9 protein-coding genes and 1 pseudogene are annotated in these 11,757 nt (G+C 67.1%); 8 read left to right on the top strand and 2 right to left on the bottom strand.

What is annotated here, in order from left to right; translation table 11 throughout:
• A pseudogene (locus ACYVE7_RS05275) lies at positions 1-602 on the bottom strand (hypothetical protein); the annotation flags it as partial.
• 79 nt (positions 603-681) lie between these two features.
• Here ACYVE7_RS05275 and ACYVE7_RS05270 point away from each other — a divergent pair.
• The 8 genes from ACYVE7_RS05270 (at position 682) to ACYVE7_RS05235 (ending at position 11,347) form a co-directional block, all read left to right on the top strand.
• Entirely contained in the window at positions 682-1,410 is a 729-nt protein-coding gene (locus ACYVE7_RS05270) for a TIGR03089 family protein (RefSeq protein WP_460363392.1), read from the top strand.
• Between the two features lie 17 nt (positions 1,411-1,427).
• The gene (locus tag ACYVE7_RS05265; RefSeq protein WP_460363391.1) at positions 1,428-2,858 is read left to right on the top strand and encodes an LCP family protein; all 1,431 of its coding nucleotides are present in this window, start codon (positions 1,428-1,430) and stop codon (positions 2,856-2,858) included.
• Between the two features lie 75 nt (positions 2,859-2,933).
• Positions 2,934-4,091, top strand: coding sequence for an acyltransferase family protein (locus ACYVE7_RS05260; protein WP_460363390.1), 1,158 nt, complete (start codon positions 2,934-2,936; stop codon positions 4,089-4,091).
• A 71-nt stretch (positions 4,092-4,162) separates the two neighbouring features.
• The gene (locus ACYVE7_RS05255) at positions 4,163-6,355 is read left to right on the top strand and encodes a bifunctional glycosyltransferase/CDP-glycerol:glycerophosphate glycerophosphotransferase (protein WP_460363389.1); all 2,193 of its coding nucleotides are present in this window, start codon (positions 4,163-4,165) and stop codon (positions 6,353-6,355) included.
• Positions 6,356-6,399: 44 nt separating this feature from the next.
• Positions 6,400-7,260: an FG-GAP repeat domain-containing protein gene (locus ACYVE7_RS05250; protein WP_460363388.1), complete on the top strand. Its 861-nt coding sequence runs from the start codon at positions 6,400-6,402 to the stop codon at positions 7,258-7,260.
• A 93-nt stretch (positions 7,261-7,353) separates the two neighbouring features.
• A complete protein-coding gene (locus ACYVE7_RS05245; protein WP_460363387.1) occupies positions 7,354-8,658 on the top strand; it encodes an FG-GAP-like repeat-containing protein in 1,305 nt (434 codons plus the stop codon).
• A gap of 5 nt (positions 8,659-8,663) precedes the next feature.
• The gene (locus ACYVE7_RS05240) at positions 8,664-10,007 is read left to right on the top strand and encodes an FG-GAP-like repeat-containing protein (protein WP_460363394.1); all 1,344 of its coding nucleotides are present in this window, start codon (positions 8,664-8,666) and stop codon (positions 10,005-10,007) included.
• Between the two features lie 185 nt (positions 10,008-10,192).
• Positions 10,193-11,347: a phospholipase D-like domain-containing protein gene (locus ACYVE7_RS05235; RefSeq protein ID WP_460363386.1), complete on the top strand. Its 1,155-nt coding sequence runs from the start codon at positions 10,193-10,195 to the stop codon at positions 11,345-11,347.
• A gap of 57 nt (positions 11,348-11,404) precedes the next feature.
• Here the strand turns inward: ACYVE7_RS05235 and ACYVE7_RS05230 are convergent.
• Positions 11,405-11,757, bottom strand: a 353-nt coding sequence (locus tag ACYVE7_RS05230) for a tetratricopeptide repeat protein (RefSeq protein WP_460363385.1), incomplete at its 5' end; no start/stop codon positions are given.

The following is an 11,757-nucleotide window of genomic DNA, read 5'->3' as shown; positions in this document are numbered from 1 at the left end:
CGCCCGATGACCGCTCCCGATTCCGACCCGGAATCCGAGAAGGCCCCGAGCAGCGGCGCCATCCCCAGCATCGCGCCGCTGCCGCCGATCCAGCCGCCGAACGCCAGCAGCAGCGGCAGCCCCGCCAGGAGCCGGGGGACGATCCCGCCGGGCCGCTCGTCGAAGCCGGGGCCGTCGAACCGCAGCACCGGGTCGGGCCCGCCGAGCAGCGCCAGCGACTTGGTGACGGGCAGACTGCCGTGGTCGGTCAGCCATTCGGCGGTCTGCGCGTAGACCGCAGGGTCCCGCCGGACGAGGAGCTGTTCGGAGCCGAAGGAGAGCTGGAACGCGAAGAACCCCAGCGTGATCAGGATCGTGGCCAGCACCGGGATCCAGGAATGCCACCGGTCCGGAAGATCGAACTGGGGGCGGCGGACCGTCCCGGTGAACCCGACGGCGAGCGCGATCGCCGCGACCGGCAGGAACAGCCCCAGCGACACCCCGATGGTGTACCGCCCGGCCAGCAGGAGTGGCAGGCTGACCACGAGCCAGGCCATGACGAGCAGGGCAGGCGCGACAGTCAGCCGCGCCAGCATCGCCGTGTGCGCCGCTGGACCGTCCATACCATCCCGCAATGTAGCGGTCGGACGATCAGAAAACCGTGAGGCGGCACGGGTTGCAGGGCGTCGGTAGATTCACGGCATGGATCTCATCCGGGGGGCGGCGCAGCAGCCGCTGATCACCTTCTACGACGACGCCACCGGCGAGCGGCGCGAGTTCTCGCGGCGGACCTTCGACAACTGGGTGGCGAAGACCGCGAACCTGATCGTCGACGGCCTGGACGCTCAGCCGGGCGGCACCGTGGTGATCGATCTTCCGCCGCACTGGCAGACGGCCGTCTGGATCCACGCCGCGTGGGCGGCCGGCCAGTCCGTCGTGATCGCCCCGGCCGGGGACGAGGAAGGCATCTGGGTGACCGACGATCCGGCGCGCGCGCCCAAGTCGGCGCAGGAGGTCGTCGGGCTCTCCCTGGACGCCATGGGCGCCCCGCTCGCGGACGCTCCGGCGTGGGTCACCGACTACGCGGTCGAGGTCCGTGCCTACGGCGACCGGTTCGTCCCGCTCGTCCCGGCGGATCCCGCGCTGACTGTGACCAACACCACATTCAGCAGATCACAGCTCGACCACGAAATCATTGCATTCACCAATAGACACGGCATTACCGGCGCTGACAGAGTGCTCTCGAGTGTGTCCTACACCACCACCGAGGAGCTTGTGGGTGCGCTACTCGCCCCCCTGAAGGCCGGGGGATCCGTCATACTTTGTCGGAACATCAGCCAAGATCTGGTTTCACGCCGGGTCGAATCGGAGCACGCGACTGCCGTAGCGGGACTGGATGGCGCGTACGGACCCGTACGTCGTCTCCTCTGACCTAATCTCGTGGAGCAATGAACAGCCCCCTGTACACCGACTATGTCGACGACGCCCAGACCGAGCGGGCCCTCGCCGAGACCAAAGAGGTCTCGCGCGGCTGGAAGCTGCTGGGCTGGACCTCGGTCGCCCTGTCCGGGCTGCTCGTCGTCGGCAGCATCAGCGCCTACGGCTACACCCGCTACATCAGCGGCGGGATCGAGCACTTCGAGCTCAGCGAGAAGGACCGCAACGCGGTCCCGAAGCTGAACAACTCGGTCAACATCCTGATGCTGGGCTCCGACACCCGCGCCGGCAAGGGCAACGCCAAGTACGGCAAGAGCCTCGTCAACGACACCGCGCGCGCCGACACCACGATCCTGCTGCACATCTCCCCCGGCGGCGGCGCGGTGACGGGCATCAGCTTCCCCCGCGACCTCATGGTCGACCTCCCGGCCTGCGACCTGCCGGGCGGCGGCTCCTCCCCGCCCCAGAAGAACATGATCAACTCCGCGTTCTCGATCGGCGGCGCGGCCTGCACGTTCAAGACGATCCAGACGCTGACCAACATCCACATCGACCACATGGCCGTCGTGGACTTCAGCGGGTTCAAGGGCGTCGTCAACGCGCTCGGCGGGATCGAGATCTGCCTGCCCAAGGCCGTCAACGACCCCAAGAGCAAGCTGAACCTGTCCAAGGGCAAGCACCTCGTGCGGGGTGAAGAGGCCCTGGCCTACGTGCGCGCACGGCACGGGCTCGGCGACGGCTCCGACCTCGACCGGATCAAGCGGCAGCAGAAGTTCCTCAACTCGGTCGCCACCAAGGCACTGAACAAGAACTACCTCGCCGATCCGATGCAGCTGACGAGCGTCCTCAGGTCCGTCACCAAGACGATCAAGCTGGACCGGGGCTTCGGCGTCACCGAGATCGCCAAGCTCGGCCTCCAGATGAAGGACATCAACGTCAAGAACATCAAGTTCGTGACGACCCCCTGGCAGCCGTATGTGCTGGACAAGAACCGGGTGCAGTTCGCACAGCCCGCCGCCGACCAGCTCTTCTCGGCCGTCGCCAACGACAGCAAGATCGTTGAGGCGGCGAAGGCGCCGGCCAAGACCGTTCCGGTCGCGCAGATCAAGGTGCGGGTGCTGAACGGCACCGGGATCACCGGCAAGGCCGCGACGGTCGCGGCGGAGCTGAAGGCCAAGGGCTATCCGAACCCGACGGCCGGCAACCCCAAGACCGTCCCCGACCAGACCGTGATCACCTACGGGGAGGGCGCGGAGGACGCGGCCCGCACCCTGGCGAAGCTGGTGCCCGGGGCGAAGGTCGAGCCGTCGGCCGACACTCCGGCGGGCGTCGTCGACCTGGTGATGGCGAAGGGCTGGGCGGGGCTGAACACCAGCTCGTCCCTCCCCAAGAAACTGGACGGAGAGGTCAAGGCCACCGATCCCGTGTGCAATGGGATGTAGGGGTACTCATCACGATCATCGGGGAATGCGGGTAAGTTCTCACCAGCCCTGACATTTCCTCCCCTTGGACCACCGGTGACCCAGCAAGTACAGGCCGTCCCCCAACAGGCCGCCCCGCTCGGGGAGACGCCGAAGCCGGCCGCCGCCAAACGGCGCGACCCGTTCTTCGACAACGCGAAGTACCTCGCGATCCTGCTGGTGGCCGCCGGGCACACGATCGTGGGGCTGCGTCACAAGGTGCCCGCGGCCGAGGCGCTGTACCTGTACGTCTACATGTTCCACATGCCGCTGTTCATCGTGATCACCGGCTACTTCTCGCGGAACTTCACCTTCGGCGGCAACAAGGCGCGCAAGCTGATCACCAACCTGGGCGTGCCGTACGTCGTGTTCGAGGTGCTGTACTCGCTGATGGAGTGGCGGATCACCGACAACGATCTGCGGATCAGCCTGCTCGACCCGATCTATCTGACCTGGTTCATGCTGGCGCTGTTCGCGTGGCGGCTGTCGACCCCGGTCTGGCAGCAGGTGCGGTGGCCACTGGCCGTGGCCGTCGTCATCGCGCTGATCTCCTACACCGGGCCGATGTCGGGCCAGCTCGACATGCACCGGATCTTCGGTCTCGCCCCCTTCTACGTGCTGGGGCTCTGCCTGAAGAAGGAGCACTTCGAGTATCTGCGACGGCGCTGGGTGCGGATCGCGGGCGCGGTGGTGCTGGTGCTGGGGTACGTCGCGGCGTTCTACGCCAAAGACCACATGAACTACATCTGGGTCTACTGGCGCGACTCCAACAAGGGGATGGGCGTCTCCAACCTCGAGGGCACCGCGATGCGGCTCGGAATGATGATCGTCGCGACGCTGCTGGTGGCCGCGTTCCTGGCCGTCGTGCCGCGCCGCCATCTCTGGTTCACCGCGCTCGGCAGCACCACGATCTATGCCTATCTGCTCCACGGCTTCCTCGTGAAGTATCTGCAGTACCGCGAATGGGACCATGTGGACTGGCTGCAGAGCATCCCCGGGATGCTGCTGATGATCGCCGCGTCGGTGGCCGTCGCGACCTTCCTGTGCTCTAAGCCCGTGGTCAGGGCCCTGCACTGGGCGGTGGAGCCCGATATGCGGTGGGCGTTCACCCGGCTGCGCAAGCCCGCCAAGAAAGCACCTGTGACGGGTACCACTGAGGTCACAGCTCCCCATCGGGGACATGAACCGGACTTGACGACCTCACGAACTCTGTAGCATCGACTGATGCCACGAGCATGATCGCCGACCCTTTGCGTCACCAAAAGCTGGAGAAGGATTCTTCTGGTATGAGCAGTGTGTTCCTGTCTGTCATCGTGCCGGTGCACGGCGTCCAGGGCTACCTTCGCCAGTGTCTGGACTCGATCCTCGTCCCGGGATTCCCGGATCTCGAGGTGATCGCGATCGACGACAAGTCTCCGGACGGCTGCGGCGCGATCCTCGACGAGTACGCGCTGCGCGACCCCCGGGTCCGCGTGGTGCACCTGGAGCAGAACGTCGGCCTCGGCGAAGCCCGGAACGTGGGCCTCGGCCTCGCGACCGGTGAGTACGTGTGGTTCTTCGACAGCGACGACTACGCCGCCGACGGCGCGATGGTCTCGATCGTCGAGCGGCTCCACGAGACCAAGCCCGACGTCCTGATCTTCGACTATGCCCGTTCCTACTGGACCGGCAGGGTCCAGCGCTCGGTCATCAACAAGCTGTTCCGCGAGCCCCCCGCTCCGGACGTGTTCGCGCTGCGTGAGCGGCCGAGCGTGCTCCAGCTCATGATGACGGCCTGGAACAAGGCGATCCGGCGTGAGTTCCTCCTCGACCTCGGCCTGAAGTTCTCGGGCGGGTACTACGAGGACATCAACGTCACCTACCCGATCCTGATGGCGGCCGAGAAGCTGACCCTGCTCGACCAGGTCTGCTACATCTACCGCCAGCGCCGCCGCGGTGCGATCACCCGCACCGGCGGCAAGAAGCACTTCGACGCGTTCAAGCAGTACGAGCGCATCTTCGGCTTCATGGACAAGCATCCCGAGACCGACCAGTACCGATCGCTGATGTTCGACCGGACGATCTGGCATCTGCTGATCATCCTGGGCCGTGGCGACCGGGTGCTACCCGAAGACCGCGCGAAGTTCTTCTCGGGTATGTCGGAGATCTACAAGAAGTTCCGGCCCGACGGCCACAAGCTGCCCGAGGACGCCAAGCTCGCGGCCAAGTACCGGCTGATCGAGAAGGACAACTACCGGGCGTTCGCGGCGTCCAAGGCCGTCAACGAGCGGCGGCTCTCGCTGAAGAAGCGGGTCCGCAAGTACAAGAAGAACTACCGCAAGGCGCGCAACTTCGCCGCCGGCAAGGCCAGCGGGCTGATCTACCGCGCCCAGCTCCGCACGCCGATCGACCAGAACCTCGCCGTCTACGCGGCGTACTGGTACCGGGGCTACGCCTGCAACCCGGCCGCGATCTACGAGGCGCAGAAGCGGCTCGCCCCGCAGATCAAGGGCGTCTGGGTGGTCAAGAAGGGCGCCGTCGACTCGATGCCCAAGGGCGTCCCGTACGTGGTGGCCGGTTCCCGCGCGCACAACAAGCTGATGGCGAAGGCGAAGTACTTCGTCAACAACGTCAACTTCACCGACGACCCGGTGAAGCGCAAGGGCCAGATCCACGTCCAGACCCAGCACGGCACCCCGTTGAAGAAGATGGGGCTCGACCAGATGGAGTTCCCGGTCGGCGCCGCGGAGATGGACTTCCGTGAGCTGATCATGCGGGCGGACCGGTGGGACTACCTCGTGTCGTCCAACCCGCTGTCGAGCGAGGCGTGGGACCGCGGCTTCCCGTGCTCCTACGAGATGCTGGAGACCGGCTACCCGCGCAACGACCGGCTGGTCCGCGCGACGGAGGCCGAACGCGACAGGATCCGGGCTGAGCTGGGCATCAAGCCCGGCGTCAAGGCGATCCTGTACACGCCGACACACCGCGACTACATGAAGCGGTTCTCGCCCCAGTTCGATCTGCGGCGCTTCGCCGAGACCCTCGGCGAGGACTTCGTGCTGCTGCTGCGCGCCCACTACTTCTACAAGCCGAAGGACCTCGGGCTCCCCGAGGACCTGATCATCGACGTCTCGTCCTACCCGAACGTCGAGGATCTGATGATCGCCTCGGACTCGCTGCTCACGGACTACAGCTCGATCATGTTCGACTACGCCGCCCTCGAGGACAGGCCGATCGTGATCTTCGCTAATGACTGGGAGACCTACAAGCGCACCCGCGGCGTCAACTTCGATCTGATGGAGCAGCCGCCGGGCGTCATCGCCGGAACCGAGGACGAGCTGATCAGCACCTACCGGACCGGCGCCGCCTGGGGCGACCAGGCGGCCAAGGACCGCGCGGAGTTCCGGGCCCGGTTCTCCCCGTGGGAGGACGGCAACGCCGCCGAGCGCGTCGTCCGCCGTGTCTTCCTCGGTGAAGAGCTGCCCAAGCTGCCCCGCTGAGAAAGATCCGAACTAAAGTGAACAACGGTGCGTCTCATGCGTTCGTGAGACGTGCCGTTGTTCTTTCCGCCGGTTTCCTCTGCTGCGCGCTCGTGCCGTGGTCGGCGCCCGCCCGCGCCGACGGCATCGAGGCCGCCAAGGCGTGGGATTTCAACGGCGATGGCCGCCCCGACAAGACCAGTGCGGGGCCCGCGGGCGTCAAGGTCGTCTACAAGGGCGGGAAGCCCGGCGCGCAGACCCTGACCAGGGCTTCCGCTGGAATCCCTGGCGAGCCGGACGGCGCGGAGGAGTTCGGGGCGTCACGGGCTTCGGCCGACTTCGACCACGACGGGTACGCCGATCTGGCGCTGTCGGGCCCCGGCTCCCCCGACACGGTCCTGGTCTACGGCTCCCGCAAGGGGCTGGCCGCGCGGACGCTCAGGGTGAAGCACTCCGGCGAGGTGCGGACCGGTGACGTCAACGGGGACGGCAAGCCCGATCTCCTGGTCTTCACCGAAGGCCCGAACCGGGCGGTGAAGGTGCTGCTCAGAGGTAAGAAGGGCTTCGCGAGGACCGTCACGCTCGCGCCGGGGCGCGGCGGGCTGCCCGGCCCGGCGACGACCGATCCGGCGCTCTGGTCTTTGGCCCTCGGCGATATCGACGGCGACCGCCGCACCGATCTGGCGATCGGCACCCCGTCGCCCGGCGGCGGCTCGGTGACGATCCTCTACGGCTCGTCGCCCTACCCGCGGTTCCAGGCCCGCACCCAGGTCATCGCGCCGCGCAGGCCCGACCCTGGGTTCGGCGCGACGGTCAGGATCGTCGACCAGACCCGCGACCACCGGCCCGACCTCAAGGCGGGTTCCGGCACGCGCTCCTGGCTCTTCCCGAACACGGGCAAGCGGATCCGCGCCACCGCCCGCTGACCTGCGTCCGAAAAAAGTTCTCACCTTCCAAAGAACATTTCAGACTTAGCTCGCATCACATGCTGCACGAACCCTTCGCTCCCGAGGACGTGCATGAGAACTCCCGCACTGCTCGCCGCCACCGGGCTGGCTGCCGCGCTCGTCGCGGCGCCCGCCCACGCGGCGGCGCCCACCCCGGCGAGGCCCGGCGATTTCAACGGCGACGGCCGCCGCGACCTCACCATCGGCTCCCCCGAGGCGACGATCAAGGGCCGGCTGACGGCCGGAGTCGTCACCGTCGTGTACTCCGGCAAGAAGCCGCGCGTCCAGAACCTCACCTCGGGCAGCGCGGGCCTGAAGAACTACGACCTCGGCGAGGGCTTCGGCCGCTACCTGGCCTCTGCCGACTTCGACCGTGACGGCTACGCCGACCTCGCCGTCCGCAGCTACGACGCCGACGGAGTCGCCGTCGTCTTCGGCGGCAAGAAGGGCCTGGGCGGCCGAACGGTCTTCCTCGACCTCACCGGCACCCACTACGACTTCACCATGGTCACCGGCGACTTCGACGGCGACGGCGCCACCGAGCTCGCCGCCGTCAACGAGACCAGGCTCAGCGTGTTCCGCGGCATCGGCACCGCCGCCCAGTCCGTCAAGGACACTCCGCTCGGGCCGGTCCCCAACCACGGTTGGTACACGATCGGCGCGGGCGACTTCGACGGCGACGGCCCCGACGATCTGGTGATCCAGCCGTCCGGGCGCGGTAGGGCGTCGCTGGCCAGAGGCTCCGCGCAGGGGCTGCGCCCCGCGGTGCGGCTGGGCGGGCCGGTCGGCTACCGGCTCTACCCGTCCGCCGACCTCAACGGCGACGGCCGTGACGACCTGCTGTCGTGGAACAGCAAGATCCAGGTCCGGTTGGGCACCAAGACCGGATTCGGCAAGCCCCTCTCGTTCAACCAGGCCAGCTCGGGCGTGCCCGGCACCGAGAAGGGCTACGGCGACTTCGGCGTCGGCTTCGACCCCGGTGACCTCGACGGTGACCGCCGCGCAGATCTCGCCATCGGCGATCCGAGGGAACCCAACAAGAAGCGGAACCAGCGGATCGGCGCCGTGGTGCTGCTGCACGGCGCGAAGGGCGGCATCACCACCAAGGGCGCCCAGATCTTCACCGAGAACACCAAGGGCGTGCCCGGCACCGGCGAGAACGGCGACCTGTTCGGCACCTCGGTCCGGCTCGTTGACCTGACCGGCGACGGCCGTGACGAGCTCGTCGTCGCCGCACCGGGCGAGAACGACCGCCGTGGCCGCGTCTACGTCCTGAAGAACGTCAAGGGCCGGATCACCGGCACCGGCGCGAAGGAATACCGCCCCGAGAAGCTCGGCCTGTTCGGCAAGGGCTTCGGAACCACCCTGCTCCCGTGAAGGAAATGCTCATGAAACTCCCCCTGCCCCTCCTGCTCACGGCCGGGCTCGCGGCTGCCTCTGTCGCGGTGGCGCTGCCCGCGCAGGCCGTCGCCAAGCCGAAGGTGCCCGCCAAGGCCAACGACTTCAACGGTGACGGCAAGTCCGATGTCCTGGTCTATGGAGGCGACCAGGTCAAGTCGGGCGAGCTCGCCAAGGGTTCGGTGCTGGTGCTGTTCGGCGGCACCAAGAAGAAGCAGATCGTGTTCGCCGGTTCGCCCGGCATCGAGGGCGTCGGCGATCACGGCGACGGGTTCGCGAACGTCGCGACCTCGGCCGACTTCGACCGCGACGGCTACGCCGATCTGGCCGTCACCGGTGACGACGAGGACGGCGTCACGATCGTCTACGGTTCGAAGAAGGGCCTGTCGTCGCGTGCGGTGCTGCTGCCCGCGCCGCAGGGCGGCCGCAACGGGCTGGCCGTCGGCGATTTCGACAAGAACGGCCGTCCCGACCTGGTCGCGGTCGACGTCCACGACTTCCGGGTCTTCGCGAATGTCGGCAAGGGCAAGCCGACGGCCGTCACGACCGTGACGCTGCCGGAGCGCTACAAGCCGGAGCCGTACAAGAAGGACGAGCACGACCTCGGCACCCCGCTGGTCGGCGACTTCGACGGCGACCGCAACCCCGACCTCGTCATGTACGACCGCGACTACATCCCGAGCGGCGGCTACCTGGGTGTGCTGCTGCTGAAGGGCACCGGCAAGGGTCTCGGCAAGCCGACCTACCTCAAGCAGGCCTACCACTACAGGGGGACGGCCGCCGACTTCAACGGCGACGGCCGCACCGACCTGGTCGGCGGGGACGGCGGCCGCGTGTTCATCTCCTACGGCCGGGCGTCGGGCCTCGCCAAGCCGATCTCGTTCGGCCAGGACGCCCCCGGCATCCCCGGCGGCGGTAACGGCGGGTTCGGTCAGGCGCTGGCCTCGGCCGACCTCAACAAGGACGGCTACGCCGATCTCGCCGTCGGCTCCCCCTACGACGGCAAGAAGCGCGAAGGCACCGTCGTGGTGATGTACGGCTCGAAGAGCGGGCTCACCCCGAAGCGTGCGCAGCTGTTCGGTGAGGCCACCAAGGGCGTCCCCGGCAACCCCGAGCGCGACGACCAGTTCGGCAGCGCGATCGCGCTGACCGACCTGACCGGCGACGGCCGCCCCGACCTGATCGTCGGCTCGCCTGGCGAGAACAAGAACCTGGGCCGTCTGTACCTGCTGAAGAACGTCAAGGGCCGGATCTCGGTCAAGGGCGCGAAGGAGTACGAGCCGAAGTCCCTCGGCATCGGCAAGTTCCTGGGCCTGCTGGTCCGCTAGCGCGCCGGTGGGCCGTCGCCGTCCCCGGCGGCGGCCCGCCTTGTGACCTTCGCCAACGAATACCGTTATCCATCCGCTATGGAATGCTTGATCCGATAAGGTCCCCGTTGACTGTGTGACACGAGGGAGCGGACGGAACGATGGACGGGGCCGGTAGACGGGGGCCGGCGGCGATCGCCGTGGCCATGGCGGTAGCCGCGGCGGTGGTGACGGTTCCGGCGACGCCCGCTGAGGCCGCGCCGATGAAATCGCATGTGATCTTCAACGATCCGCGCTCGCCGAAGGGCGCCAAGCGCATCGAGAACGCGATCGTCAAGCTGATCTGGGGTGCGCCCAAGGGTTCGACGATCCGGTTGAGCTACTACCGCTTCACCAACGCCTACTCGGTGTCGGATTCGCTGATCGCGGCTTCCAAACGCGGCGTCAAGGTGAAGTTCATCGGTGACAGCGGCACGATGAACCGGAACGAGTCGGGCGGCCAGCCGACCGGCGCGGAGCGGCTGCTGTGGGCGCTCGGCGGCGACCAGGTGAAGACCTGCCCGAAGGGCCGCGCCTGCATCGGCGAGAAACTGAACCACACGAAGTTCATCCTGTTCAGCAAGACGCGCGGCGCGAAGAACGTGCTGCTGCAGTCGTCACAGAACCTGAACGCGACGGGCGGCTACACGACCGACTGGAACGACGCGGTCGTCCTGGCCAACGCCGGGCGGATCTACAGCACGTACTCGTCGTACTTCAACGACCTGTGGAACCAGAAGGCGAACCCGAACTACTGGGCGAAGCACAAGAGCGTGCGCGACACGCAGGCGGCCGTCCAGTTCTTCCCGAAGGCCGAAGGCGACCCGGTCACCGACATGCTCGACAAGGTGAAGTGCGATTTCACCTGGAAGGGCAAGAAGGGCAAGACCGCGATCAAGATCGCGATGGGGGCGTTCAACGACAAGCGCTACTGGCTGATCGATTCGCTGGGTCGGCTGAAGGCCAAGGGCTGCGCGATCGACATGCTGGTGACCGTCAACTACAACGACGCCACCCAGACCGGCGCGATCGACAAGCTCCGCGCCAAGGGCATCACGGTCCGCACGTTCGACCTGTACAAGAGCGCGAACCCGATGCACAGCAAGTACATCCTGGTCGCCGGCAAGATCGGCAGCGTCACCAGCAAGTTCACCTGGACGGGCAGCGCCAACTTCACCTGGGGTTCCCTCCGCCAGGACGACGAGACCATCCTCCAGCTCAAGGTCATCGGCAAACTAGGCCCCTGGAAGATCCACGACGCCTACCGCTGCAACTTCTGGCGAGCCCAATCCCAGCTAACCGGCAAAAAATCCCCCTGCTGACCAACAAAGAGCGCCCGCCGCACCCAACACGTCCGGCGGCGCTCTTCGTGGACTTCATCACCCTGAAGGTGGTTCCTTCATCCAACCCGGGACGTCCTGGCCGGTAGCCGCATGGAACACGCGGCCGACTTCGTCGGGGTCCTGCTGATGACAGTCACGCAAGAGATCGACGATGACACCGACGATGCCTTGGGCGTACTCCGGAAGCTCCTGCGCGGCCACAAGCGCCTCCACCAAAAGCATGACCGCTTCGCCGAACCGAGCATCCTGCACGCACACGTATCCCATGACGGTAAGGCTCTGCACATAGTCGGGGAGGTAAGCGTCCCGGTTGAGATCGGCCAGCTCACGGCGCAGGTCGACGGCTTCCTGGGAGACCGTCAGTGCTTCGGCCCGCCGCCCGATCCCCG

It is taken from the genome of Actinocorallia lasiicapitis, assembly GCF_054778695.1.
Note: the sequence above shows the minus strand (reverse complement) of the source record. Positions and strands in the feature narration are given on the sequence as shown.

What these genes read in the sequence shown, in the direction of transcription:
- ACYVE7_RS05270 (WP_460363392.1), top strand. Translation starts at nt 682, where the DNA reads ATGGATCTCATCCGGGGGGCGGCGCAGCAGCCGCTGATCACCTTCTAC.
- ACYVE7_RS05240 (WP_460363394.1), top strand. Translation starts at nt 8,664, where the DNA reads ATGCTCATGAAACTCCCCCTGCCCCTCCTGCTCACGGCCGGGCTCGCG.
- ACYVE7_RS05235 (WP_460363386.1), top strand. Translation starts at nt 10,193, where the DNA reads ATGGCGGTAGCCGCGGCGGTGGTGACGGTTCCGGCGACGCCCGCTGAG.
- ACYVE7_RS05245 (WP_460363387.1), top strand. Translation starts at nt 7,354, where the DNA reads ATGAGAACTCCCGCACTGCTCGCCGCCACCGGGCTGGCTGCCGCGCTC.
- ACYVE7_RS05265 (WP_460363391.1), top strand. Translation starts at nt 1,428, where the DNA reads ATGAACAGCCCCCTGTACACCGACTATGTCGACGACGCCCAGACCGAG.
- ACYVE7_RS05255 (WP_460363389.1), top strand. Translation starts at nt 4,163, where the DNA reads ATGAGCAGTGTGTTCCTGTCTGTCATCGTGCCGGTGCACGGCGTCCAG.